Below are 24,160 nucleotides of genomic sequence, written 5' to 3'. Positions count from 1 at the left end.
GAGGGTGGGCGATCGCTCAGGCCAGCGAGACCAGCTCGGCGTAGGAGGCGTTCCAGAGGTCCTCGACGCCGTCGGGGAGGATGAGCACCCGGTCGGGCTCGAGCGCCAGCACGGCCCCCTCGTCGTGGGTGACGAGGATGATCGCGCCCTCGTAGCGACGGATCGCGTCGAGCACCTCCTCGCGCGACGCCGGGTCGAGGTTGTTCGTCGGCTCGTCGAGGAGCAGCACGTTCGCGCTCGACACCACGAGGGAGGCGAGCGCGAGCCGGGTCTTCTCGCCGCCGGACAGCACGCCCGCCGGCTTGTGCGCGTCCTCGCCCGAGAAGAGGAACGATCCCAGCACGGTGCGCGCCTCGGTGTCGGTGAGCTGGGGCGCGGCGCTCTGCATGTTCTCCAGCACGGTACGGCGCGTGTCGAGCGTCTCGTGCTCCTGGGCGTAGTAGCCGATCTTCAGGCCGTGGCCCGGCACGACCTTGCCCGTGTCGGGCGCGTCGACCCCGGCGAGGATCCGCAGCATCGTGGTCTTGCCGGCACCGTTGAGACCGAGGATGACGACCCGGGAGCCCTTGTCGATGGCCAGGTCCACCCCGGTGAACACCTCGAGCGCGCCGTAGGTGCGCGAGAGGCCCTCCGCGGTCAGCGGCGTCTTTCCGCACGGGGCGGGCGAGGGGAACTTGATCTTGGCGACCTTGTCGGCGGCCCGCTCGCCCTCGACGCCGGCCATCATCTTCTCGGCACGCTTGAGCATCGACTGCGCGGCCTGCGCCTTCGACGCCTTCGCCCGCATCTTGTTGGCCTGGTCGGTGAGCGTCTTCGCCTTGTTCTCGGCGTTCATCCGCTCGCGCTTGCGACGCTTCTCGTCGGTCTCGCGCTGCGTGAGGTAGTGCTTCCAGCCCATGTTGTAGACGTCGATGACGCAGCGGTTCGCGTCGAGGTGGAAGACCTTGTTGACCGTGTCCGCGAGCAGCTCGTTGTCGTGGCTGATCACGATGAACCCGCCGCGGTGCGCCTTGAGGAAGTCGCGCAGCCACACGATGGAATCGGCGTCGAGGTGGTTGGTGGGCTCGTCGAGGATGAGCACGTCCGCGCCGGAGAAGAGGATGCGCGCCAGCTCGACCCGCCGGCGCTGGCCGCCCGAGAGCGTCTTCAGCTGCTGGCCGAGGATGCGATCGGGGATGCCCAGGCTGGCCGCGATCGTCGCGGCCTCCGCCTCCGCGGCGTACCCGCCCCCGGCGTGCAGCTCCGCGTCCGCCCGGGCCCAGCGCTTCATCGCGCGCTCGGCGACGGCGGGGTCGTCCGCGCCCATCTGGGCCTCGGCGTCACGCAGGCGGCGCACGACGTCGTCGAGCCCGCGGGCGGAGAGGATGCGGTCGCGCGCGAGCACCTCGGGGTCGCCGACGCGGGGGTCCTGCGGGAGGTAGCCGACGTCGCCCGAGCGGTGCACCGAGCCGCTGGCGGGCAGCGCCTCGCCAGCGAGGATCTTGGTCATCGTGGTCTTGCCCGCACCGTTGCGGCCCACGAGGCCGATCTTGTCGCCGGCGGCGACGCGGAACGAGACGTTCTCCATCAGAAGCCGGGCACCCGCACGGACTTCGAGGTTCTGTGCGGTGATCATCGTTGCCGCACTCTACGGCGCCGCGGCGTCGGCGACCGCATCGCGCCCGCGGGTGGACGGCACGCCCGGAGCCCGCCGGAGCCGCTAGAGCAGTGCCTCCAGGTGCGCGAACTGCCGCTGGAGGGTGCGCAGGTGCGGCAGCACGCTCGGGTGCCGGAACTTCCCGGCGAGGGCGCCCTCGCCGTCCGCGACGCGCGCGAGCGCCCACTCCGCTCGGTTGAGCGCCGTGTAGACCGCCGTCACGCGCGCCCCCAGCAGCGCGTCCTCCGCACGGGCCGCACCCGGCGGGAGCGCCTCGAGGTAGGCGTCGAGCAGCACCTCCAACGACGCCGGCACGGTCAGTGCGACGTAGCCGAGATCACCACCGACCGGGCCGGTGCCGAGACTGCCCCAGTCGAGGGCGAGGACCGCGTCGTCGACCCGGGACGTGAAGTTCGCCGGGACGGGATCGCCGTGCTGCAGCACCTGGGGCAGCGCGTCCAGGCGGGCCAGCAGGGTGCCCCGCCGGTTCCAGAGCCGGTCGGCGGCGTCAGCGATGCTCGTCCGCGACAGCGTGCGCCAGCCGCCGCGCCACTCGACCCGTGCGAGCCGGGAGCGGAGCTGGTCGCGCGCCAGCCACGGCACGTCGGGCACCGCGTTGCCGGCGAACGCACCGAGCCGGCTGGCGAGGAAGAGACCGGGCAGGGTCTCCCCCGCGGCGTACGCGAAGCGCATCGTGATGCCCTCGGGGTCCTCCGCGACATCGCGCACCGGTACGCCGCGCACCCCGGCCGTGCTGTCGACGAGCCCCCGGAGCGCGACGACCGCCGGCCGCTTCCACCACGCCGGATGGGTGGGGTCGGAGAGCTCGGCGGGGTCGCCCGGCACCGGGGCGAGCAGGCGCTTGACGACGGTCGGGGTCTCGCCCGCGGGGTCGAGCCAGACACCACCGGTCGAGGTGCCGCGCCCGCCGGGCAACGGCTCCCACCCGTCCTCGGGGCGCCACATGCCCGGAGTCTGTCAGGTCCGCGCTCGAGATCGGTGCAGCGACGCGGGTTTTGGCCCGGTCGGCCCGGGTACGCCGCCTCCCATGCCTGCTCGTCCTCACCGCCCTGCCCGTGTCGTCGCCGTCGTGGCCATGAGCGCGGTGCTCCTCGGCGGCACGCTGACCGCGTGCGGGACGGGCGGTGGCGACCGTGAGGCGGACCCCGCGGAGGGCCGGGGCGGCAGCGCCGACGCTCGTGGCGAGGGCCTGGTCCGGACCGCGGTGGCCGCGCTGCCGACGACCGCGCACGACGAGTTCCAGATCCGCGTCGGCGACCTCGACCGGGCCACCGAGCTCGGCGACCTCCAGCGGCCCACGGATCCCGGCGACGCGGACGCCGTCGCAGCCTGGGTGCAGGGGCTCGCCGGGCTCGGGGGCGGCGTCGACCTCGGCCTCGACGTCCCCGAGGTGCTCGGCGGCGCCAGCTCCCTCGACCAGACCGTGGTCGCCGACGAGATCGGGACGTGGCTGGGCGACGTCCGCTGGTTCGGCGAGCTCGCCGCACCGCCGGCGCGGGTCTCCGTCGTCGAGGGCACGATCGACGTCGACCACCTGGCGGCGACGTACGACGGCGAGACCGACGCCGACGGCGGTCGCTGGAAGGTGGGTGAGGGCGAGGACTTCTCTACCGACGTCGAGGCGACCTCCCCGGTGCGCCGGCTGGGTCAGCCGCTGCACCTCGACGTGGCCGGCGACCGGCTCACGGCGTCGCTCAGCGAGCCGGACCTGGCGCTCGCCCTCGCCGGCGACCGGGGCAGCGAGCCGGCGCTCGACCTGGGCACGGCCCTCGACGAGCACGACGTGTACGCCGCGCGCATCGTCGTCGGCCGCTTCGACGGTGGCGAGCGGTCGCTGCCGGCGGCGTTCGACGCGGTCGCGGTCGGTCTCACCGGGGAGGAGGGCGACGCGGAGGTCGTGGTGGCCTACGCCCACGACGACGCCACGGCGGCGCAGGAGAACGCCGACGCCGTCGCCGGCGTGCTGGCCGACGACCCCGCCGGCCCGCCCCTGGAGGTCACGGGCACGGACGTCGACGGCGGGGTGCTGACCGTGACGCTCCGCATGACCGACGACGCACCGGTGCGGACGGCCTGGACGGTGCTCGACCGGCGGGCGGCGTTCGTCAGCCACCGCTGAGGTCGCGGCCCCGTCAGGTGCCGGGCGCGTTCGCCACGCGGACCTGGAGGGCGGCCGCGTCGGCGATCGCCTGGTCGAGCACGGCGCGCCGGGGATCGGGCACGTCGAGGAAGGGGGCCACCGTCTCGGCCTCGAGGCGACCGTCCTCCAGCACGTCGGCGACCGCCGTCCGGTCTCCACCGGCGACCACGACGAGGCGGCCCGGGCCCCAGACGCGGTGGGCGTGCTCCGCGGCCGCGTCGTACGCGGCCTGGGCCTGGTTGGCCCGCCGCCGCGCGAAGCGCTGCTGGCTCTGACCGCCGGCCTTGGTCCGACCCTGCACGTGCCGGGTGCCGACCTTGCTGGCGACGGTCGTGTCCCCCGCGAGCCGCGCCACGGCGTACCCGCCCTTGCGGACCAGCAGCACCCCCCACCGCTCGGGCAGCACCCGGGCGGCGAGGAAGGCGGCGGGTTCGGGCGCTCCGGAGTAGGACGCGGCGAAGGGCAGCCGGGCCTCGAAGCCCGAGCCGTCCGCGGACGTGCCCACGAGCGCACCGTCGACGACGGCGAGGTGGGTGCCGGGGTGACGCGTGCCGAAGTTCGCGACCCAGCGCTCCCAGCGCGCCGCCGGCACGTGGACCAGGACCGGCGGCGTCACGGGGAGGTGCTCAGACGTTGAAGCCGAGGGCGCGGAGCTGGTCGCGGCCGTCGTCGGTGATCTTGTCCGGGCCCCACGGCGGCATCCAGACCCAGTTGATGGCGACGTCGTTGACGATGCCCTCGAGCGCCGTCGACGTCTGGTCGCTGATGACGTCCGTGAGGGGGCAGGCGGCCGAGGTCAGGGTCATGTCGATGACCGCGTTGGAGTCCTCGTCGACGTGGATCCCGTAGACCAGCCCGAGGTCGACGACGTTGATCCCGAGCTCCGGGTCCACGACGTCCTTCATGGCCTCCTCGACGTCGTCGAGGGAGACGGTCGCCGACCGGCTCGACGACACGCCGCCCGATGCCTCCGGCACCTCGGGGAGGTCGCCGTGGTCGTGACCGTGACCGTGCCCGTGGTGCGCGTGGTCGTGCCCGCTGTGGTCGTGCCCGGCGTGGTCGTGCCCGGCGTGGTCCGTCACCGGGGCCTCGCCGGCGTTGGGCACGGTGTCACCGTCGGTGACCTCGCCGGTCACCGGACCGTCGGTGGTGGGGGCGGTCTGGCCGCCCGTGGTCTGGTCGGTGGTCTGCTCGGTCACTTGCTGTTCTCCTCCATGACTCGGGCCGTCGCGTCCTTCCAGGCCATCCACGACAGCAGGGCGCACTTCACGCGCGCCGGGAACTTGGCGACACCGGCGAACGCGATGCCGTCCTCCAGGACGTCCTCGTCGGGCTCGACCTGTCCCTTGCCCTGCATGAGGGTCAGGAACGTCTCGTGCACCTCGAGCGCCTCCGCGACGGGACGCCCGATCACGAGGTCGGTCATCACCGAGGCCGATGCCTGGGAGATGGAGCAGCCCAGGGAGTCGTAGGAAACGTCGGCCACGGTCTCCGCGCCCGGCTCACCGGTGAGGTGCACCCGCAGCGTGATCTCGTCGCCGCACGTGGGGTTCACGTGGTGCACCTCGGCCTCGTGCGGCTCGCGGAGACCCTTGTGGTGGGGGTTCTTGTAGTGGTCCAGGATGATCTCCTGGTAGAGCGCGTCCAGGTCCTGTGCGGTCACGAGTCACCCAACCGGAAGTAGGAGCGGGTGTATTCCAGGGCCTCGACGAGCGCGTCGATCTCCCCCGGCGTCGTGTAGAGGTACGACGACATCCGGGTCGAGCTCTGCACCCCGAAGCGGGCGTGGGCCGGCTTCGCGCAGTGGTGGCCGGCGCGCACCGCGACGCCGCGCGAGTCCAGCACCTGGGCGACGTCGTGCGGGTGCACGCCCTCGATCTCGAAGCTGATCGCGCCGCCCCGCTGGGCGGCGTCGAGCGGACCGAGCACCGTGAGGCCGGGGACGGTGGCCAGGCCCTCCAGCGCGTACGCCGTGATGGCCTGCTCGTGCGCGTGGACGTGCTGCATGCCGAGGTCCGACAGGTAGTCGACGGCCGCGCCGAGGCCGACGGCCTCGACGATCGGCGGGGTACCGGCCTCGAACTTGTGGGGGATGCCGGCGTACGTCGAGCGCTCCATCGCCACCGTCGCGATCATCTCGCCGCCGCCGAGGAACGGCGGGAGCTCGTCGAGGACCGCCCGGCTGCCCCACAGCACGCCGATGCCCGTCGGACCGACGACCTTGTGACCGGTGAACGCGAGGAGGTCGGGGCGCTCCTCGACCGGCATCGCCGCCAGGTCGATGGGCAGCTGAGGAGCCGCCTGCGAGGCGTCGACGACCACGAGTGCGCCGACCTCGTGGGCCCGGCGGGTGATCGCGGCGACCGGGTTGATCGTGCCGAGCATGTTCGACACCCAGGTGAGGGTGACGAGCTTGGTGCGCTCGGTGATCAGCTCGTCGATGTCTGACAGGTCGAGGTGACCGTCCTCCGTGAGGCCGAACCAGCGCAGCGTCGCGCCCGTGCGCTGGGTGAGGAGCTGCCACGGCACGATGTTGGAGTGGTGCTCCATCTCGGTGGTGACGACGACGTCGCCCTCACCGAGCGCCAGGTCGCCGCGGGCCCACGCGAGCGTGTTCGCGACGAGGTTCAGCGCCTCGGAGGCGTTCTTCGTGAAGATGACCTCGTCGCGCGAGGGAGCACCGATGAACGACGCCACCTTGTCGCGGGCGGCCTCGAACGCCTCGGACGACTCCGCGCCCAGCTGGTGCATGGCGCGGGCGACGTTGGCGTTGTGGCGCTCGAGGTGGTCGACCATCGTGTCGATCACGCACTGCGGCTTCTGCGAGGTGTTGGCGCTGTCGAGGTAGACCAGCGGCATCCCACCCGCGAGCGTGCGCTCGAGGATCGGGAAGTCCTTGCGGACCACCTCGAGCTGGGGCAGCAGACCAGCGATCGACATCGTGTTCCTTTCTGGCTGTCGGGCTCACGCAGCGGCGTGAGCAGTGGTGCAGGGCAAGGCGGAGGAGCGACGGCGGCCTTGGAGCGGAGCGGCCGCCGAGCGACGACAACGCCGCCCGGTGCCGCTTATCGCGCCGCTGCGACGTACTTGTCGTAGCCCTCGGCCTCGAGCTGCTCGGCGAGCTCGGCGCCGCCGGACTCGGCGACCTTGCCGGCCACGAACACGTGGACGAAGTCGGGCTTGATGTAGCGCAGGATGCGCGTGTAGTGCGTGATCAGCAGCACGCCCTTGTCGCCGCCCTGGGCGAAGGTGTTGACGCCCTCGGAGACGACCTTGAGCGCGTCGATGTCCAGGCCGGAGTCGGTCTCGTCGAGCACCGCGACCTTGGGCTGCAGCAGGTTCAGCTGGGCGATCTCGTGCCGCTTCTTCTCGCCGCCGGAGAAGCCCTCGTTGACGGAGCGCTGCGAGAAGGAGGCGTCGAGGCCGTTGGCGCCGAGCGCGGTGTTGACGTCCTTCACCCACGTGCGGAGCTTCGGCGCCTCGCCGTCGATGGCGGTCTTCGCGGTGCGGAGGAAGTTGGCGACGGAGACGCCGGGCACCTCGACCGGGTACTGCATGGCGAGGAAGAGACCGGCGCGGGCCCGCTCGTCGACGCTCATCGCGAGGACGTCCTCGCCGTCGAGGGTGACGCTGCCACCGGTGACCTCGTACTTCGGGTGTCCCGCGATCGAGTAGGCGAGCGTCGACTTGCCCGACCCGTTGGGGCCCATGATCGCGTGGGTCTCGCCGTCCTTGATGGTCAGCGTGACGCCCTTGAGGATCTCCTTGGGGCCGTCCTCGGTGGTCACCGAGACGTGCAGGTCCTTGATCTCCAGCGTGCTCATGTTCTCTCTCGTTCTCCAGCGTGGGTGGAAAGTCGGTGGGGGTGGCGACCGGCGGCTCAGCCGCTCGGGCGCACTCCGTTGAGGGTGGTGCTGACGTCGACGTACACGTCGTCGCCGCGCACCTCGACGGGGAAGGTCGCGACGGGCTCCGTCGCGGGCAGCCCCGAGGGCTCGCCCGTGCGGAGGTCGAACTCCGAGCCGTGCAGCCAGCACTCGATGCGGCAGTCGCTCACCTCGCCCTCGGAGAGGGCCACGGCAGCGTGGCTGCAGAGGTCCTCCAGGGCGTAGAACGTCTCGCCGTCACGAGCCACGGCGACCTCCAGCGAGCCCACCTTCACGGCGACGGCCGTGTCGGTGGGGACGTCGGCGGCCGCGCACGCGCGCTCGAAGGCCATGCTCAGGCCTGGCCGTCGGTGAGGACGTGACGCTCGAGCTCGGCCTCGACGACCGCGCGCAGGCGCTCCTCGAGCTCGGGCACGCCGACGCGGCGGATGAGGTCGTTGAAGAACCCGTGCACCACCAGTCGGCGGGCCTCGGACTCCTCGATGCCGCGCGAGCGCAGGTAGAACAGCTGCTCGTCGTCGAAGCGGCCGATCGCCGACGCGTGGCCCGCGCCCTCGATCTCGCCGGTCTCGATCTCGAGGTTCGGCACCGAGTCGGCCTGGCAGCCGTCGGTGAGCACGAGGTTGCGGTTCTCCTCGTAGGTCTCGATGCCTTCGGCGACCTTGCGGATGAGGACGTTGCCGATCCACACCGCACGCGCGCCCTCGCCCTGCAGCGCGCCCTTGTAGGTCACGTTGCTCTTGGTCTTCGGCGCCGTGTGGTCGACGAAGAGACGGTGCTCGATGTGCTGGCCGGCGTCCACGAAGTAGAGGCCGAGCAGCTCCGCGTCGCCGCCGGGCCCGGCGTACTCCACGTTGGTGGACGTGCGCACCAGGTCGCCACCGATGGTGAACTCGCTCGCCCGCACGCGGGCGTCGCGACCGACGCGGATGCCGACCTGGCCGGCGTGCACCGAGTCGTCGCTCCAGTCGTTGAGCGTGACGAGGTCGAGCTGGGCGCCGTCGCCGACGAGCACGGTGGTGGCGTGGCTGTAGCGCGCCTGGCCGCGGTGCTCGATGACCACGGTGGCACGGGCGAACCGACCGACGCGCACGATGACCTGGCCCCACACGACCTGGTCGAGCCCGGTGCCCTCGAGGTCGATGCGCACCGGCTCGTCCAGCTCGGCCTCGGCCGGGATGTCGAGCAGCATCGCGCCGCCCGCGTGGGCGACGGCGAGCGCGGCGAGGCGGTCGAACGGCAGGAACTCACCGAGCTCGCGGGCCTCCTCCCCCGAGATGGGGGTCAGCGTCACGCCGGCCGGGAGCTGGGTGGTCCACGACAGGTGCGCGTCGGAGGCCTGGTCGTCGAGCAGGCCCTGGAGCCGCTTGAGCGGCGTGAAGCGCCAGATCTCCTCGCGCCCCGTCGGCACCGGGTGCAGCGCCAGGTCGTAGCCCGGCTCGGGGTGGAGGTGGCTCGACACCTTGCCGGTCTCCACGGCCTGGGCGGCGGCGGGCGTCTCGTCGATGACAGTCACTTCGTCTCTTCGTCTTTCCTCGGGATCGGTACGGCGCGGGTGCGGCGGCTGCGGCGAGGGGGGCCGGTCAGCCGACCGCGCCCTCCATCTGCAGCTCGATGAGGCGGTTGAGCTCGAGCGCGTACTCCATGGGGAGCTCCTTCGCGATCGGCTCGACGAAGCCGCGCACGATCATCGCCATCGCCTCGTCCTCGGCCAGGCCGCGGCTCATCAGGTAGAACAGCTGGTCCTCGGAGACCTTCGAGACCGACGCCTCGTGGCCCATCGACACGTCGTCCTCGCGGATGTCCACGTAGGGGTAGGTGTCGGAGCGGCTGATCTGGTCGACCAGCAGCGCGTCGCAGAGCACGTTCGACTTCGAGCCGTGGGCGCCCTCGTTGACCTGGATGAGGCCGCGGTACGACGTGCGACCGCCGCCCCGGGCGACCGACTTCGAGAGGATCGAGGAGGAGGTGTTCGGCGCCGCGTGCACCATCTTGGCGCCCGCGTCCTGGTGCTGGCCCTCGCCGGCGAACGCGATCGACAGCGTCTCGCCCTTGGCGTGCTCGCCCATGAGGTAGACCGCCGGGTACTTCATCGTCACCTTCGAGCCGATGTTGCCGTCGACCCACTCCATGGTGGCGCCGGCCTCGCACGTGGCGCGCTTGGTGACGAGGTTGTAGACGTTGTTCGACCAGTTCTGGATCGTCGTGTAGCGGACGCGGGCGCCCTTCTTCACGATGATCTCGACGACCGCGGAGTGCAGCGAGTCGGACGAGTAGATCGGCGCCGTGCAGCCCTCGACGTAGTGCACGTAGGAGTCCTCGTCGGCGATGATGAGGGTCCGCTCGAACTGGCCCATGTTCTCCGTGTTGATGCGGAAGTAGGCCTGGAGCGGGATGTCGACGTGGACGCCCTTGGGCACGTAGATGAACGAGCCGCCGGACCACACCGAGGTGTTGAGCGCCGAGAACTTGTTGTCGCCGACGGGGATGACGGTGCCGAAGTACTCCTTGAAGAGCTCCTCGTGCTCCTTCAGCGCCGTGTCGGTGTCGACGAAGATGACGCCCTTCTCCTCGAGGTCCTCGCGGATCGAGTGGTAGACGACCTCCGACTCGTACTGCGCGGCGACGCCGGCGACGAGACGCTGCTTCTCGGCCTCGGGGATGCCGAGCTTGTCGTACGTGTTCTTGATGTCCTCCGGCAGCTCCTCCCAGCTGGTGGCCTGCTTCTCGGAGGACCGCACGAAGTACTTGATGTTGTCGAAGTCGATCGCGCCGAGGTCGGAGCCCCACGTCGGCATCGGCTTGCGGTCGAAGAGCTTCAGGCCCTTGAGGCGGAGGTCGAGCATCCACCCGGGCTCGCTCTTCTTGGAGGAGATGTCGCGGACGACGTCCTCGTTGAGGCCACGCTGCGCGGCCGCGCCGGCGGCGTCGGAGTCGGACCAGCCGAACTCGTAGCGGCCGATGCCCTCGAGGCCGGGGTTGAGCTCGTCGATGCTCGGGGTGGACGTCATGCGGACGCTCCGTTCTTCTCGGGGGTCGGACGGTCGTTCTGGTCGGTGTCGCGCGTGGCCGGCAGGTCGGGGATGCAGGTGGTGCACACCCCGTCGCCGTGCGCGATGGTCGCGAGGCGCTGGACGTGGCGTCCGAGCACCTCGCTGATGGCCTCGGTCTCCGCCTCGCAGAGCTGCGGGAACTCGGCGGCGACGTGCGAGATCGGGCAGTGCTGCTGGCACAGCTGGTCGCCCACGGGCGAGGCGCGCACGCTCGCGGCGTACCCCTCCTCGGTCAGGACGCGGGCCAGCACCTCGGCGGGCGACAGGTCGGGGTGCGCCGCGCTCACGGCGCCGAAGTCGCGGCCGATGAACGCGACCCGACGGCGCGCGAAGTCGAGGACGGCGTCGTCGCCCTGGGTCTCGGCGAGGAACCGCAGCGCCTGCACGGCCAGGTCGTCGTACTGCTGGTCGAACTGCTGGCGCCCCGTGTCGGTCAGGTGGAACACCCGCGCGGGGCGGCCGCGGCCGCGCGAGCCACCGGGACGCTGCTGGCGCACCTCGACGCTCCCGTCGTCGACGAGCTGGTCGAGGTGGCGGCGCACGGCTGCAGGGGTCAGGTCGAGCCGGTCCGCGAGCTGCGCCGCGGTGGACGGACCGGCCTCGAGGATGCTGCGGACCACGCGCGCGCGGGTGGGTGCGTCGGAGTCGTCGGCCCCGGGGGGACCGACGATCGAAGCGCCTCGCAGCATTTCCACTACGCCAGTGTGACGTTATTCGTCGCGGCCCTTCAAGCAAGGGTGTCCTAACCCTTCCCCGCCGAGCCGCACCCCGGCCGGGCCCGCGGAGGTCGCGGCAGCGGACCCGGGCTCGGGGGCGGACCGGGACGGCCGCACTCCTACACTGGCACGGTGCCGTCCCCCGCTCCTGCCGTCGCCGTCGACGGCCTGGTGATGCGGTACGGCGACCTCGTCGCCGTCGACCACCTCGACCTGCGGGTGGAGGCCGGGACCATCACCGCGGTCCTGGGGCCCAACGGTGCGGGCAAGACGACCACGCTCGAGACCTGCGAGGGCTACCGGCGCCCGCAGGGCGGCACGGTGCGGGTCCTCGGGCTCGACCCGGTCCGCGACCGTCGCGCGCTGCTCCCCCGGATCGGCGTGATGCTGCAGGCCGGCGGAGCCTGGTCGGGGGTGCGGGCGGAGGAGATGCTGCGGCACGTCGCGGCCCTGCACGCCGATCCCCTGCCGGTGGGCCTGCTCGTCGAGCGCCTCGGCCTCGCGGAGTGCGGGCGCACGCCGTTCCGACGCCTCTCCGGTGGTCAGCAGCAGCGGCTCGGGCTCGCCACGGCCCTCGTGGGCCGACCCGAGCTCCTGTTCGTCGACGAGCCGACGGCGGGCATGGACCCGGCCATCCGGCGCACGACGTGGGAGCTGCTCGAGGAGCTGCGGGCCGACGGGGTGACGACCGTGCTGACGACGCACTACCTCGAGGAGGCGGAGCGCCTCGCCGACCACGTCCACGTCATCGACCGCGGGCGACTCATCGCGAGCGGCACGCCGTACGAGCTCACCCGCGCGGGGGGCGCGACCACCGTGCGGCTCGTCGTGACGAAGCCGTTCCCGCCCCACGCCCCCGCCTCCCTGCAGACCGCCCTCGGCCCCGCCACGGAGGTCACCACCATCAACGCCCAGAGCCTCCTCATCACCGGGCCGGCCGACGCGTCGACGCTCGCGAAGGTCTCCGCCTGGTGCGAGCAGCACGGCGTGCTGCCCGAGGCGCTGACCCTGGGCCAGCGGACCCTCGAGGACGTCTTCCTCCAGCTCACCGGACGCGTGCTCACGGAGCCGACGCCGAGCGGGACCGCCGGATGAGCGCGGGCACGTTCACCCCGTCGCCCGGAGCGGCGCCCCTGGCCCGCCAGGTGCGGGCGCAGGCGCTCATGGAGACGCGCCTGATGCTCCGCAACGGCGAGCAGCTGCTCGTGGCGATCGTCATCCCCGTCATGGCACTCGTCGGCGGGGTCATCGCCGGCCGGCGCGGCGGCATCGAGCTCGACGGCCGGGCCGTCGACGTCCTCACCCCCGGCGTGCTGGCGCTCGCCGTGATGTCCACCGCCTTCACGTCGCTGGCGATCGCGACGGGCTTCGAGAGGCGCTACGGCCTCATCAAGCGGCTCGGTGCCTCTCCCCTGCCCCGGCACGGCCTGCTGCTGGGGAAGCTGGGCGCGATCCTCGTCGTCCACGTGGTGCAGGGGGTCGTGCTGGTGCCGGTGGCGCTCGCGCTCGGGTGGCGTCCCGGTGGCGGCGCGGTCGGCGTGCTGGCTGCCCTGCTCGCGGTGCTGGTCGGGGCGGCAGCCTTCTCGTCGCTCGGGCTGCTCATGGCGGGCACGCTCCGCGCCGAGGCGACGCTCGCCGCGGCGAACCTCGTCTACCTCCTGCTCCTCGTCGGTGGCGCCGTGGTGCTGCCGCGGGCCTCGTACGGCGCGGCCGGCGAGGTGCTCGCCGTCCTGCCCTCCGCAGCGCTCGGCGACGCGATGCGCGCCGCGCTCATCGACGGCCGCGTCGCCGTCGTCCCCCTCCTGATCCTCGTGGCGTGGGCAGTCGCCGGCGCCGCCGCCGTGTCCCGATCCTTCCGCTGGGAGTAGTCCGATGTCCCCCGCCGCACCGTCCACCGCCCCGTCCCGATCCCGGCTGGACGCCCTCGCCGACCGGCACCTCGGGTGGCTCGCGATCGCGAACCTCGTCGCCAACATCGGCATCGTCGTCACCGGCGCCGTCGTGCGCCTCACCGGCTCCGGGCTCGGCTGCCCGACGTGGCCCCGCTGCACGGAGGAGTCCTACGCGGCCCACCCGAGCATGGGCATCCACGGCGCCATCGAGTTCGGCAACCGGCTCCTGACGTTCGTGCTCGCGGCGATCGCGCTCCTGACGTTCCTGGCCGCGTGGCGGGCCACCTCGCGTCGGGCCTCGTGGATCGCGTTCGGCATCGGGCTCGGCATCCCGGCGCAGGCCGTCATCGGCGGCATCACGGTGCTGACCGACCTGAACCCGTGGATCGTCGCTCTCCACCTGCTGCTGTCGCTGGCCATGATCGGCCTCTGCGTCGTGCTGCTCGACCACGTGCGGCACCCGGAGGTGTGGGGGCCAGCGGCCCGCGCGACGGCGCCGGCGACGCCCCCGCTCGTCCGTCGGCTCACCGTCGCCGCGTTCGTCGTCGGCTGGGTCGTGCTCTACCTCGGCACCGTCGTCACCGGCAGCGGTCCGCACGCCGGCGACGAGAACGCCCCCCGCACGGGCCTGGACCCGGCGACGTTCTCCCACGTCCACGCCTGGGCCGTCTACGCGCTCGTCGCCCTCACCGTCGCCCTGCTCGTGGTCGCGCGCCGCCAGCGGGACGCAGGGCTCACCCGCGCCGTCACCGCGCTCCTCGCGGTCGAGCTGGCCCAGGGCGTCGTGGGCTACGTGCAGTACTTCACCGGACTCCCCGTCGGCCTCGTCGCCCTCCACATGCTCGGCGCCGCCGTCACCTCCGCGGCCCTGACGTGGGTCGTGGTGCGGGCCTTCCGCCCGATCACCATCGTCGTCGAGCCGGACGTGAGGGTCGCGCGGGTCTGACGCCGAGCCGTACCCCCGCGCGCGGTCGTGGTGTCAGGCCACCGTTCTCCGCAGGTCTGGCACCACGACCCTCGGGGCGGCGCCGGGTCGGGTCGGGTCGGGCCGAGTCGGCTCGGGTCGGGTCGGCGAACTGTGCGGCTGGGGCGGCCCTGATCAGGTGCGACCGGCACCAGCTGCACATCGTTGCCCGCCCCGGAGGGGTACGCCGCACGCCGACGCTCGAGGCCGGCGGAGTCGCTCACCGCGCCGTACCCCCGCGCGGTCGTGGTGGGAGGCCACCGTTTTCCGCGGGCCTGGCACCACGACCTCGGGGCGGCGGCGGATCGGGTCGGGTCGGGTCGGCGAACTGTGCGGCTGGGGCGGACCTGATCAGGTGCGACCGGCACCAGCTGCACATTGTTGCCCGCCCCCGGAGGGGTACGACGCACGCCGACGCTCGAGGCCGGCGGAGTCGCTCACCGCGCCGTACCCCGACGCCCGCGGCGCGCTCGTGTCCTGAGGGAGGAGCGGCCACGTCGGAGGAGCGCAGCGGAGGAGGCGTGGTCGGGATCGACCGAAGGGCGGGAGCTCGTGGCGCCGCGGGCACGGTCGAGCGGAGCGAGGCCAGAGAACGCCGTCGAAGGGCGGGAGCTCGTGGCGCTGCGGGTACAACTGAGCGGAGCGAGGTCAGAACCTCACCGCGCCGTACCCCCGCGCGGTCGTGGTGGGAGGCCACCGTTTTCCGCAGGCCGGGCACCACGACCTCGGGGCGGCGCCGGGTCGAGGCGGCGCCGGGTCGGGTCGGGTCGGCGAACTGTGCGCCTGGGGCGGCCCTGATCAGGTGCGACCGGCACCAGCTGCACATTGTTGCCCGCCCCCGGAGGGGTACGACGCACGCCGACGCTCGAGGCCGGCGGAGTCGCTCACCGCGCCGTACCCCCGCGCGGTCGTGGTGGGAGGCCACCGTTTTCCGCAGGCCGGGCACCACGACCCCGAGCTCGTGCCCCCCCCGACCCTCCCGACGCCCGCGTGGCGCCGCGGGCACAGCCGAGCGGAGCGAGGCCGGAAGAGCAGAGCCTCAGCGCATCAGCAGCGGGTCGATCGCGATGGCGACGAACAGCAGCGACAGGTACAGGTTCGACGTGTGGAACAGGCGCATCGGGTTGATGACGCTCAGCTGGTCGCTGCGCCGGGTGCGGCCCCACATCTTGTGGGCCTCGACGAGGAACACGACACCGAGCACGGCGGCAGCGGCCGGGTAGAACAGGCCGGTGTCGGCGATGGGCCAGAGCGCCAGTGACATCGCGACGGTCGCCCACGTGTAGAGGACGATCTGCTTGCCGACGACGGCGCCCGGCGCCACGACGGGCAGCATCGGGACGGCGACGTTGGCGTAGTCCTCGCGGTACCGCAGCGCCAGCGCCCAGGTGTGGGGCGGCGTCCACAGGAACACGATGAGGAAGCAGATGACCGGGGGCCACGCGAGCTCGTTGGTGACCGCGGTCCAGCCGATGAGGGCCGGGAAGCACCCGGCGGCGCCGCCCCAGACGATGTTCTGGGTGGTGCGGCGCTTGAGCCACATGGTGTAGACGAGCATGTAGAACGCGTTCGCCGACAGCGACAGCACCGCGGAGAGCGGGTTGACGAAGACCCAGAAGATGGCCGTCGAGAGCACCCCGAGCGTGAGACCGAAGACGAGGGCGGCGCGTGGGGTGACGATGTGGCGCGGGAGCGCTCGACGTCGGGTGCGGCGCATCTGCTCGTCGATGTCGCGGTCGTAGACGCAGTTGAGCGCGGACGCGGACCCCGCGGACATCGAGCCGGCGACGACCGTGGCGAGCACGACGCCGAGCTCCGGCACGCCGCGGGCGGCGAAGAACATGACGGGGACCGTCGTGAGCAGCAGCAGCTCGAGGACGCGCGGCTTCGTGAGGCCGACGTACGCCGCCACCACGTCGCGCAACGTCGCGCGCGAGACGGGCGCCGGCTCGTCGCGCACGCCGAGGTCGTCGGCGGTCTCCTCCTCGCTCAGCGAGCCCGGAGGGACGGGCGGAAGCGACTCGGACACCGGAACAGGATGCAGGTCGTGCTCCGGCGTCACGACGACGGGGTCCTCCTCCGTGCGAGCGGAGGTGGACGACTGGCCGGCGTGCGTCACAGGGGTCCTCGTCAAGCGGTCTGGGGCCGAGCGGCTCCGGCGTGCGGAGCGGGCGGTCCGGGCGGTCCAGTGCGGGGTCGAGTCTAGACCGAGGCGGCAGTAGGCTCGGCATCGGCCGTGGCGGCGCGTGGGTACCGGTGAGTCCGTGCAGGACCACCCCCAGGTCCCGCGCCTGTCGCGCCCACGAACGCGCCACCACCCCGGAGAGGATCCCTGTGACCGAGAGCACGCTGGACTGGACCGACCTCGACCGGAAGGCGGTGGACGCCTCCCGGGTCCTGGCGATGGACGCCGTCCAGAAGGTCGGCAACGGTCACCCGGGCACCGCGATGAGCCTCGCGCCCGCGGCGTACCTGCTCTTCCAGAAGGTCATGCGTCACGACCCGTCGGACCCGAGCTGGATCGCCCGCGACCGCTTCGTGCTGTCGTGCGGCCACTCGAGCATCACGCTCTACACGCAGCTCTTCCTCGGTGGCTTCGGTCTCGAGATCGAGGACCTCAAGGCGCTGCGCACGTGGGGCTCGAAGACGCCCGGCCACCCGGAGTACGGCCACACCGCCGGCGTCGAGGTCACGACCGGCCCGCTCGGGCAGGGCGTCGCGAACGCCGTCGGCATCGCGATGGCCGCCCGCCGCCAGCACGGCCTGCTCGACCCCGAGGCCCCGCTGGGCGAGAGCCTCTTCGACCACGACGTCTACGCGATCTGCTCCGACGGCGACCTCCAGGAGGGCGTGAGCGGCGAGGCGAGCTCGATCGCGGGCACGCAGAAGCTCGGCAACCTCGTCGTCATCTACGACCGCAACCGCATCTCGATCGAGGGCGACACGGACGTGGCGTTCAACGAGGACGTCGCGAAGCGCTACGAGGCCTACGGCTGGCACGTGCAGACGGTCGACTGGACCAACGGCGGCGACCACTACGAGGAGGACGTGCCGGCGCTGTACGACGCGGTCCAGGCCGCCCGCGGCGTCACCGACCAGCCGTCCCTCATCGTGCTCGACACGATCATCGCCTGGCCGGCCCCCAACGCCCAGGGCACCGAGGCCGCGCACGGCAGCGCCCTCGGCGCCGACGAGGTCGCGGCGACGAAGGAGGTGCTGGGGTGGAACCCCGACACGACCTTCGACGTGCCGGCCGACGTGCTCGAGCACACGCGCGGCCTCGCGGCCCGTGGCGCCGCGTGGGGCGCGGAGTGGGACGAGAAGTACGCGGCGTGGGCGGCCGCGAACCCGGAGCGCGAGGCGCTGCTGCACCGGCTCAAGGCGCACGACCTGCCCGAGGGGCTCGTCGACGCGCTGCCGACGTTCCCGGCCGACGCCAAGGGCGTCGCGACGCGTGCCGCGTCCGGCAAGGTCATCAACGCGATCGCCGGCATCATGCCGGAGCTGTGGGGCGGCTCGGCCGACCTGGCCGGCTCCAACAACACCACGATCAAGGACGCGCCGTCGTTCATCCCGGAGTCGCGCTCGACGCGCGACTGGACGGGTGACCCGCTCCAGGGCCGGGTGCTCCACTTCGGCATCCGCGAGCACGGCATGGGCGCGATCATGAACGGCATCGCGGCCGACGGCCTGACGCGCGTGTTCGGCGGCACGTTCCTGACGTTCTCCGACTACATGCGCGGTGCGGTGCGCGTGGCGGCGCTGAGCAAGCTCCCCGTCACCTACGTCTGGACCCACGACTCCATCGGTCTGGGCGAGGACGGGCCGACCCACCAGCCGATCGAGCACCTCGCCGCGCTGCGCGCCATCCCCGGTCTCGACGTGGTGCGGCCCGCCGACGCCAACGAGACCGCGGCCGCGTGGGCCGCGATCCTCGGCAACGACGACCGGCCGGCGGCGCTCGCGCTCTCCCGCCAGAACCTCCCGGTGTTCCCCCGCGGCGAGGAGGGCTTCGCGACCACCGACGGCGTCGCCCGTGGTGCCTACGTGCTGAAGGACGTCGAGGGCGGGCTGCCCGACGTCGTGCTCATCGGCACCGGCTCCGAGGTGCAGCTCGCCGTCGCGGCCGCGGAGCAGCTTGCCGAGGAAGGCGTGCGTGCCCGCGTCGTCTCGGCGCCCTGCCTCGAGTGGTTCGCCGAGCAGGACCTGGCCTACCAGGAGAGCGTCATCCCCCCGACCGTCAAGGCGCGCGTCGCGGTCGAGGCCGGCATCGCGATGCCGTGGTGGCGCCTCGTGGGCGACCACGGCAAGGTCGTCTCCATCGAGACCTACGGCGCCAGCGCGTCCGCCGAGCGCATGTTCGCGGAGTTCGGCTTCACGCCGGAGGCCGTCGTGCGCGCCGCCCAGGACAGCATCCGGGTCGTCGCGGGCTGATCCCCGCGCCGTACACCCGTATCCCCGCACGTCAGACCGCAACCCAGGAGGTAGCAATGTCCGACCGTCTCTCCGCACTCGCCGACGCGGGTGTGTCCATCTGGCTCGACGACCTGTCCCGCGAGCGCATCGAGACCGGCAACCTGGCCGCCCTCGTGCAGGACTCCTCGGTCGTGGGCGTCACGACCAACCCGTCGATCTTCGCCGCTGCCCTCGCCGAGGGTGAGCGGTACGACGCGCAGGTGCGCGAGCTCGTCGCCGAGGGCACCGACGTGGACCGGGCCGTCTTCGCCCTCACGACCACGGACGTCCGGCAGGCCGCCGACGTGCTGAAGCCGGTGGCCGACGCCACGGGCGGCAAGGACGGCTGGGTCTCGATCGAGGTCCCCCCGGGCCTCGCGTTCAAGACCGACGAGACCGCCGAGGCGGCTCAGGAGCTGTGGAAGGCCGTCGACCGCCACAACGTGATGATCAAGATCCCCGGCACGACCGAGGGCCTGCCGGCCATCACACAGACGCTCGGCTCCGGGATCTCGGTCAACGTGACCCTGATCTTCGGCCTGCCGCGCTACCGCCAGGTCATGGAGGCGTACGTCGCCGGGCTCGAGCTCGCCCGGGACAACGGCCACGACCTGTCGACGATCCACTCGGTCGCCTCGTTCTTCGTCTCGCGCGTCGACACCGAGATCGACAAGCGGCTCGAGGCCGCCGGCGCGACCGACCTGCAGGGGAAGGCCGGCGTGGCGAACGCCCGGCTCGCCTACCAGGCGTTCGAGGAGTTCTTCACCGGGCCGCGCTGGGAGGCGCTGGCTGCCGCCGGTGCGAACCGGCAGCGTCCGCTGTGGGCCTCCACCGGCGTGAAGAACCCCGACTACCGCGACACGATGTACGTCGCGGACCTCGTCGTCGAGGACACGGTCAACACGATGCCCGAGAAGACGATGCAGGCGTTCGCCGACCACGGCGAGGTCGTCGGCGACGCGGTGCGGCCGCACTACGACGACGCACGGGCGGTGCTGCAGGCGGTGGCGGACGCGGGCGTCGACTACGACGACGTGATCGCCCAGCTCGAGAAGGAGGGCGTCGACAAGTTCGTGACGTCCTGGGACGAGCTGCTCGAGACCGTCCAGGGGCAGCTCGACGGGGCCAAGGGCTGAGGCCGGGTCGATGAGCAGCGCACCGCACGTCTGGCCCGTCGACCCCACCTCCACCGCCGCCTGGTCGCGCCTGCGCGACCGGGCGGGCGCGTTCGAGCCCGACCTGCGGGGGTGGTTCGCCACCGATGCGGGTCGGGCCGAGCGCCTGTCCTTCTCGGCGGGCGACCTCTTCGTGGACCTCTCGAAGGCCCTCGTCGACGCGCCCCTGCTGGAGGACCTGCTGGCGCTCGCCGACGAGGTCGGCGTCGCCGCGCGGCGTGACGCCATGTTCCGTGGCGAGCACATCAACACCACGGAGGACCGTGCGGTGCTCCACACGGCCCTCCGGCTGCCGGAGACGGCGTCGCTCGAGGTGGACGGCCAGGACGTCGTCGCCGACGTGCACGCCGTCCTGCGCCGCGTCTACGCGTTCGCCGAGTCCGTGCGCTCCGGCGAGTGGCGCGGCGCCACCGGCGAGCGCATCCGCACCGTCGTCAACATCGGCATCGGCGGGTCGGACCTCGGCCCCGTGATGGCCTACGAGGCGCTCGCGGCCTACCGTCACCCGGCCATCGAGTGCCGCTTCATCAGCAACATCGACCCGACCGACGCGGCGGCGACGCTCGCCGACCTCGACCCGGCCACGACGCTGTTCATCGTCGCCAGCAAGACCTTCGGCACGCTCGAGACGCTGACGAACGCGCGCCTGTGCCGCCAGTGGCTGCTCGACGGGCTGCGGTCGGCGGGCGCCGACGCGTCGGTCGTCGACGACGCCGTCGCCCGGCACTTCGTCGCCGTCTCGACGGCGCTCGACAAGGTCGCCGACTTCGGCATCGACCCCGACAACGCCTTCGGGTTCTGGGACTGGGTCGGCGGACGCTACTCGGTGTCGTCGGCGATCGGTACGTCGCTGGTCGTCGCGATCGGCCCCGAGCGCTTCGCCGAGTTCCTCGACGGGCTCCACACGATCGACGAGCACTTCCGCACGGCGCCCCCTGCCGAGAACGTCCCGCTCCTCATGGGTCTGCTCAACGTCTGGTACACCGACTTCCTCGGGGCGGCCACCCACGCGGTGCTGCCCTACGCCCAGCTGCTGCACCGGTTCCCGGCGTACCTGCAGCAGCTCACGATGGAGTCCAACGGCAAGGGCGTGCGCGCGGACGGCACGCCGCTGACGGCCGGTACGGGCGAGGTCTTCTGGGGTGAGCCGGGCACGAACGGGCAGCACGCGTTCTACCAGCTGATCCACCAGGGCACGCGCATCATCCCGGCGGACTTCATCGCGGTGGCCAACCCGGCGTACCCGCTCACGGACGGCGACACGGACGTCCACGAGGTGTTCCTCGCGAACTTCTTCGCCCAGACCAAGGCGCTGGCCTTCGGGAAGACGGCGGACGAGGTGCGGGCCGAGGGCACCGCCGAGGACGTCGTGCCGGCGCGGGTGTTCACGGGCAACCGTCCGTCGACGTCGATCCTGGCGCCGGAGCTGTCGCCGTCGGTGCTCGGACAGCTCATCGCCCTGTACGAGCACATCACGTTCACGCAGGGCGTCGTGTGGGGCATCGACAGCTTCGACCAGTGGGGCGTCGAGCTCGGCAAGCAGCTCGCGCAGCAGGTGCTGCCCGCCGTCACCGGGGACGCGGAGGCGCTGGCGGACCAGGACGCCTCGACGCGGTCGTTGATCGAGCGGTACCGGGCGGAGCGCCGCTCGTGACCGGCGCCGAGACCGTCCGGGTCCACCCCGATGCCGAGACGCTGGCCCGCACCGTCGCGCTCGCACTGCTGACCCGCCTGGCCGAGGTGCAGGCCGAGGGCCGCACGCCCCACGTCGTGCTGACCGGCGGCACGATCGCCGACCGGATCCACCGGGAGGTGGCCGGGCTGGCGGGCGAGTCGGGCGTCGACTTCGGCGACGTCGTGTTCTGGTTCGGCGACGAGCGGTTCGTCCCCGCGGACTCGTCGGACCGCAACGAGGGCCAGGCCCGCGCGGCCTTTCTCGACGCGGTGGGCGCCACGCAGGTGCATGCCGTCCCGTCGGCCTCCGACGCGGCGTCGGCGGACGACGCAGCCGCGACGTACGAGGGTCTGCTGCTGGAGCACCTCGTCGGCGAGGTGGACGTCGTGATGCTGGGCGTCGGCGAGGACGGCCACGTCGCCTCGCTCTTCCCGGGCTACCCCCAGCTCGACGAGACCGATGCGCTCGCCGTCGGTGTGCGGGACTCCCCCAAGCCGCCGCCGGACCGTGTCACCCTCACCCTCGAGACGCTGAACCGGGCCGCCTCGGTGTGGTTCCTCGTCAGCGGCGACGGCAAGGCGCCGGCGGTGGCCGAGGCCCTGGGCGGAGCGGACCTCCACGACGTGCCGGCCACGGGCGTCCACGGCCGCACCGAGACCGTCTGGTGGCTCGACGCCCCCGCTGCCTCCCGCCTCTGACCCCGCGTCGAGTTGTCACGTACGACGCGACAGATTCCCCTGCCGAGTTGTCACGTACGCCGTGTTTCCACAGGCACGGCGCATGAGGGATGCAGTTCGTCGAGGTGTAGCGAAGACTGACCGATCATGAGTCTCCGCAAGCTCCAGGGCAATCCGACCCTCGACGGTGCATTCCCACTTCCCCTCGACCAGCCGTTCCATCGGCAGCAGGCATTGGCGGAGGGCGTGCCGCCCGGCTGGCTGAGCGCACTGGTGAGATCCGGGCACCTGCGGCGAACGCTGCGAGGCGTGTACGTCGCGGCAACAGTTCCCGACGACATCGCGGCCCGGGTCGCCAGCCTGCGGCTGGTGACGCCGGACGACGCCGTGATCTGCGACCGCCATGCCGGCTGGCTCCACGGCGCTGACATGGTGCTCGCACCGGGCGAACACCTCGACGTCCAGCCCATCCGCATCTTCAGGCATCCCGGCGCGATCCGCGTGAGGCGACCTGAAGTCCAGAGCGGACAGCGAGCCCTGTTGGCGCGCGACGTCACCGAGATCGAGGGGCTGCTCGTGACGACGAAGCTCCGAACTGCTCTGGATCTCGGGCGGCAGCGGTCGGCCGTCGTCGCCCTGAGCGGTGTCGACGCCATGCTCCGAGCCGGAGTCGACCGAGGCGAGATGATCTCGGAGGTCGGTCGGCTCGTGGGTGAGCGTTGGGTGAGGACCCTCCGCTACGTGCTACCGCTGTCGAGCTCGCTCAGCGCTTCGCCGCCGGAGTCTGCGGTCAAGCTGGCGTGGTACGAGACGACTGGCGAGCTCCCCGATCTGCAGATCGAAGTGACCGGACCCCACGGACGCCCGGCCTATCTCGACCTGGGCAGCAGGGCGCTCCGGTTCGCCGTGGAGTACGACGGCGAGGACTGGCACAGCAGTCCTCGGGACGCAGCGTGGGACGGAGCTCGCCGGTCGCACATTGCTCGCGCCCACGACTACGACATCGCCGTCGTGACGGCGGTGAACGTCTACGGACCCGAACGGGACATCGAGGGGATCATCAGGTCGGGGTTGGGACGCGGGCGCCGCCGCGCTGCGGAGGCTGCGTGACTCGAGCGCGCGGCGTACGTGACAACTCGACGCTCACGCCGCGGCGTACGTGACAACTCGATGCTCACGCCGCGGCGTACGTGACAACTCGGCGCGGGGTCAGAAGACGATGTCGCCGGAGGCGCGGCGGGTGCGCAGGAGCTTGACGGCCTCGTCGAGGAGCACCTCGGCCTCGGCGTCCGAGCGACGCTCCTTCACGTAGGCCAGGTGCGTCTTGTAGGGCTCCGTCTTCGGGACCGCCGGCGGGTTCTCGGAGTCGAGGCTCGCCGGGAGGCCGCACTTCGGGCAGTCCCACGACTCGGGCGCCTGGGCCTCGATCGCGAAGGTCATCACCGAGCGGTGGTCACGGCCGCAGAAGTAGGTGACGGTCTGCCGGGGCGCCGCCTCGCCGCGCGCGTCCTCCCCCATCGGGCCCGAACCCACCCGGGAGCCCCGGATCGCGCTGCCACCTCTGCCCGCCATGCTGCTTCCTCTTCTCTACCGGTGGTCGCGCCAGGGGGACGTGCGTCAGGCGTAGGCGAGCAGCAGCCCGAGAGCGATGACGCTCGCGAACCAGATGATGCCGATGCCGATGGTGTACCGGTCGAGGTTGCGCTCCGCGACCGACGAGCCGCCCAGGCTCGTCGAGACGCCGCCACCGAACATGTCGGAGAGACCACCACCACGTCCCTTGTGCAGGAGCACCAGAACGATCATCAGGAAGCTCGTGATCATGAGCACGGCGGTGAAGAGGACAGTCACGGAGAGAAACCTTACGTC

23 protein-coding genes are annotated in these 24,160 nt (G+C 72.2%); 9 read left to right on the top strand and 14 right to left on the bottom strand.

Annotation, left to right across the window (positions count from 1 at the left end; translation table 11 throughout):
- Window positions 1-16: 16 nt before the first annotated feature.
- Window positions 17-1,615, bottom strand: coding sequence for an ABC-F family ATP-binding cassette domain-containing protein (locus G3T38_RS08675; RefSeq protein ID WP_163771896.1), 1,599 nt, complete (start codon window positions 1,613-1,615; stop codon window positions 17-19).
- Window positions 1,616-1,699: 84 nt separating this feature from the next.
- Window positions 1,700-2,602, bottom strand: a complete 903-nt coding sequence (locus tag G3T38_RS08670; RefSeq protein ID WP_163771895.1) for a phosphotransferase — start codon at window positions 2,600-2,602, stop codon at window positions 1,700-1,702.
- Between the two features lie 82 nt (window positions 2,603-2,684).
- Here G3T38_RS08670 and G3T38_RS08665 point away from each other — a divergent pair, with 82 nt between their 5' ends.
- A complete protein-coding gene (locus G3T38_RS08665) occupies window positions 2,685-3,776 on the top strand; it encodes a hypothetical protein (RefSeq protein ID WP_163771894.1) in 1,092 nt (363 codons plus the stop codon).
- 13 nt (window positions 3,777-3,789) lie between these two features.
- Here the strand turns inward: G3T38_RS08665 and G3T38_RS08660 are convergent, their stop codons facing one another.
- The 9 genes from G3T38_RS08660 to G3T38_RS08620 form a co-directional block, all read right to left on the bottom strand.
- A complete protein-coding gene (locus tag G3T38_RS08660) occupies window positions 3,790-4,413 on the bottom strand; it encodes an acVLRF1 family peptidyl-tRNA hydrolase (protein ID WP_163771893.1) in 624 nt (207 codons plus the stop codon).
- A 10-nt stretch (window positions 4,414-4,423) separates the two neighbouring features.
- The gene (locus G3T38_RS21180) at window positions 4,424-4,774 is read right to left on the bottom strand and encodes a metal-sulfur cluster assembly factor (protein WP_309631859.1); all 351 of its coding nucleotides are present in this window, start codon (window positions 4,772-4,774) and stop codon (window positions 4,424-4,426) included.
- Window positions 4,775-4,992: 218 nt separating this feature from the next.
- Window positions 4,993-5,460: a Fe-S cluster assembly sulfur transfer protein SufU gene (sufU, locus tag G3T38_RS08650; protein ID WP_338037545.1), complete on the bottom strand. Its 468-nt coding sequence runs from the start codon at window positions 5,458-5,460 to the stop codon at window positions 4,993-4,995.
- Window positions 5,457-6,737, bottom strand: coding sequence for a cysteine desulfurase (locus G3T38_RS08645; protein ID WP_163771892.1), 1,281 nt, complete (start codon window positions 6,735-6,737; stop codon window positions 5,457-5,459). Before G3T38_RS08645 ends, sufU begins: the two co-directional genes overlap by 4 nt.
- Before the next feature lie 125 nt (window positions 6,738-6,862).
- Window positions 6,863-7,621 (bottom strand): Fe-S cluster assembly ATPase SufC, encoded by a 759-nt coding sequence (sufC, locus tag G3T38_RS08640; RefSeq protein ID WP_163771891.1) that lies wholly within the window; start codon window positions 7,619-7,621, stop codon window positions 6,863-6,865.
- Between the two features lie 56 nt (window positions 7,622-7,677).
- The gene (locus tag G3T38_RS08635) at window positions 7,678-8,016 is read right to left on the bottom strand and encodes a non-heme iron oxygenase ferredoxin subunit (RefSeq protein ID WP_163771890.1); all 339 of its coding nucleotides are present in this window, start codon (window positions 8,014-8,016) and stop codon (window positions 7,678-7,680) included.
- Window positions 8,017-8,018: 2 nt separating this feature from the next.
- Window positions 8,019-9,200: a Fe-S cluster assembly protein SufD gene (sufD, locus tag G3T38_RS08630; RefSeq protein ID WP_163771889.1), complete on the bottom strand. Its 1,182-nt coding sequence runs from the start codon at window positions 9,198-9,200 to the stop codon at window positions 8,019-8,021.
- Between the two features lie 67 nt (window positions 9,201-9,267).
- On the bottom strand, window positions 9,268-10,695 hold the full coding sequence (gene sufB / locus G3T38_RS08625; protein ID WP_163771888.1) for a Fe-S cluster assembly protein SufB: 1,428 nt from the start codon (window positions 10,693-10,695) through the stop codon (window positions 9,268-9,270).
- Window positions 10,692-11,426: a helix-turn-helix transcriptional regulator gene (locus G3T38_RS08620; protein WP_163771887.1), complete on the bottom strand. Its 735-nt coding sequence runs from the start codon at window positions 11,424-11,426 to the stop codon at window positions 10,692-10,694. Before G3T38_RS08620 ends, sufB begins: the two co-directional genes overlap by 4 nt.
- A 159-nt stretch (window positions 11,427-11,585) precedes the next feature.
- Here G3T38_RS08620 and G3T38_RS08615 point away from each other — a divergent pair, with 159 nt between their 5' ends.
- From G3T38_RS08615 to G3T38_RS08605, 3 genes are read left to right on the top strand one after another with little or no spacing between them, the layout of a single operon-like run.
- Window positions 11,586-12,548 (top strand): ABC transporter ATP-binding protein, encoded by a 963-nt coding sequence (locus tag G3T38_RS08615; protein WP_338037544.1) that lies wholly within the window; start codon window positions 11,586-11,588, stop codon window positions 12,546-12,548.
- Window positions 12,545-13,321, top strand: coding sequence for an ABC transporter permease (locus tag G3T38_RS08610; protein WP_163771886.1), 777 nt, complete (start codon window positions 12,545-12,547; stop codon window positions 13,319-13,321). Before G3T38_RS08615 ends, G3T38_RS08610 begins: the two co-directional genes overlap by 4 nt.
- A 4-nt stretch (window positions 13,322-13,325) precedes the next feature.
- Window positions 13,326-14,291, top strand: a complete 966-nt coding sequence (locus G3T38_RS08605; protein ID WP_163771885.1) for a COX15/CtaA family protein — start codon at window positions 13,326-13,328, stop codon at window positions 14,289-14,291.
- Window positions 14,292-15,348: 1,057 nt separating this feature from the next.
- Here G3T38_RS08605 and G3T38_RS08600 read toward each other — a convergent pair.
- Window positions 15,349-16,269 carry a heme o synthase gene (locus tag G3T38_RS08600; protein WP_163772075.1) on the bottom strand — a complete coding sequence of 307 codons (921 nt, stop codon included), beginning with the start codon at window positions 16,267-16,269 and terminating at the stop codon, window positions 15,349-15,351.
- Window positions 16,270-16,643: 374 nt separating this feature from the next.
- Between G3T38_RS08600 and tkt the strand changes: the two genes are divergently transcribed.
- The 5 genes from tkt (at window position 16,644) to G3T38_RS08575 (ending at window position 23,401) form a co-directional block, all read left to right on the top strand.
- The gene (tkt, locus tag G3T38_RS08595; protein WP_163771884.1) at window positions 16,644-18,743 is read left to right on the top strand and encodes a transketolase; all 2,100 of its coding nucleotides are present in this window, start codon (window positions 16,644-16,646) and stop codon (window positions 18,741-18,743) included.
- A 56-nt stretch (window positions 18,744-18,799) separates the two neighbouring features.
- Window positions 18,800-19,900, top strand: coding sequence for a transaldolase (tal, locus tag G3T38_RS08590; RefSeq protein WP_163771883.1), 1,101 nt, complete (start codon window positions 18,800-18,802; stop codon window positions 19,898-19,900).
- Window positions 19,901-19,910: 10 nt separating this feature from the next.
- Window positions 19,911-21,593 (top strand): glucose-6-phosphate isomerase, encoded by a 1,683-nt coding sequence (gene pgi / locus G3T38_RS08585; protein ID WP_163771882.1) that lies wholly within the window; start codon window positions 19,911-19,913, stop codon window positions 21,591-21,593.
- Complete coding sequence (pgl, locus tag G3T38_RS08580; RefSeq protein ID WP_163771881.1) at window positions 21,590-22,312, top strand: 6-phosphogluconolactonase; 723 nt, start codon at window positions 21,590-21,592, stop codon at window positions 22,310-22,312. The genes pgi and pgl overlap by 4 nt, the downstream gene beginning before the upstream one ends.
- Window positions 22,313-22,438: 126 nt before the next feature.
- A complete protein-coding gene (locus tag G3T38_RS08575) occupies window positions 22,439-23,401 on the top strand; it encodes a hypothetical protein (RefSeq protein WP_163771880.1) in 963 nt (320 codons plus the stop codon).
- Window positions 23,402-23,500: 99 nt separating this feature from the next.
- Here the strand turns inward: G3T38_RS08575 and G3T38_RS08570 are convergent, their stop codons facing one another.
- Window positions 23,501-23,863: an RNA polymerase-binding protein RbpA gene (locus G3T38_RS08570; RefSeq protein ID WP_163771879.1), complete on the bottom strand. Its 363-nt coding sequence runs from the start codon at window positions 23,861-23,863 to the stop codon at window positions 23,501-23,503.
- A 45-nt stretch (window positions 23,864-23,908) separates the two neighbouring features.
- A complete protein-coding gene (gene secG, locus G3T38_RS08565) occupies window positions 23,909-24,142 on the bottom strand; it encodes a preprotein translocase subunit SecG (protein ID WP_163771878.1) in 234 nt (77 codons plus the stop codon).
- Window positions 24,143-24,160: the final 18 nt, after the last annotated feature.

The sequence above is a fragment of the Nocardioides zeae genome, assembly GCF_010686755.1.
In the GTDB taxonomy this organism is placed as follows: Bacteria; Actinomycetota; Actinomycetes; order Propionibacteriales; family Nocardioidaceae; genus Nocardioides; species Nocardioides zeae.
The sequence above is the reverse complement of the archived record's forward strand: the minus strand, read 5'-3'. Positions and strand labels throughout refer to the sequence as shown.

Bases quoted from the DNA above. Each gene is read 5' to 3' on its own strand.
- pgi (WP_163771882.1), top strand. From the start codon at position 19,911: ATGAGCAGCGCACCGCACGTCTGGCCCGTCGACCCCACCTCCACCGCC.
- G3T38_RS08605 (WP_163771885.1), top strand. From the start codon at position 13,326: ATGTCCCCCGCCGCACCGTCCACCGCCCCGTCCCGATCCCGGCTGGAC.
- G3T38_RS08675 (WP_163771896.1), bottom strand. From the start codon at position 1,615: ATGATCACCGCACAGAACCTCGAAGTCCGTGCGGGTGCCCGGCTTCTG.
- G3T38_RS08620 (WP_163771887.1), bottom strand. From the start codon at position 11,426: ATGCTGCGAGGCGCTTCGATCGTCGGTCCCCCCGGGGCCGACGACTCC.
- tal (WP_163771883.1), top strand. From the start codon at position 18,800: ATGTCCGACCGTCTCTCCGCACTCGCCGACGCGGGTGTGTCCATCTGG.
- G3T38_RS08575 (WP_163771880.1), top strand. From the start codon at position 22,439: ATGAGTCTCCGCAAGCTCCAGGGCAATCCGACCCTCGACGGTGCATTC.
- G3T38_RS08570 (WP_163771879.1), bottom strand. From the start codon at position 23,863: ATGGCGGGCAGAGGTGGCAGCGCGATCCGGGGCTCCCGGGTGGGTTCG.
- sufB (WP_163771888.1), bottom strand. From the start codon at position 10,695: ATGACGTCCACCCCGAGCATCGACGAGCTCAACCCCGGCCTCGAGGGC.
- G3T38_RS08665 (WP_163771894.1), top strand. From the start codon at position 2,685: ATGCCTGCTCGTCCTCACCGCCCTGCCCGTGTCGTCGCCGTCGTGGCC.
- sufC (WP_163771891.1), bottom strand. From the start codon at position 7,621: ATGAGCACGCTGGAGATCAAGGACCTGCACGTCTCGGTGACCACCGAG.
- G3T38_RS08645 (WP_163771892.1), bottom strand. From the start codon at position 6,737: ATGTCGATCGCTGGTCTGCTGCCCCAGCTCGAGGTGGTCCGCAAGGAC.
- G3T38_RS08635 (WP_163771890.1), bottom strand. From the start codon at position 8,016: ATGGCCTTCGAGCGCGCGTGCGCGGCCGCCGACGTCCCCACCGACACG.
- G3T38_RS08670 (WP_163771895.1), bottom strand. From the start codon at position 2,602: ATGTGGCGCCCCGAGGACGGGTGGGAGCCGTTGCCCGGCGGGCGCGGC.
- G3T38_RS08610 (WP_163771886.1), top strand. From the start codon at position 12,545: ATGAGCGCGGGCACGTTCACCCCGTCGCCCGGAGCGGCGCCCCTGGCC.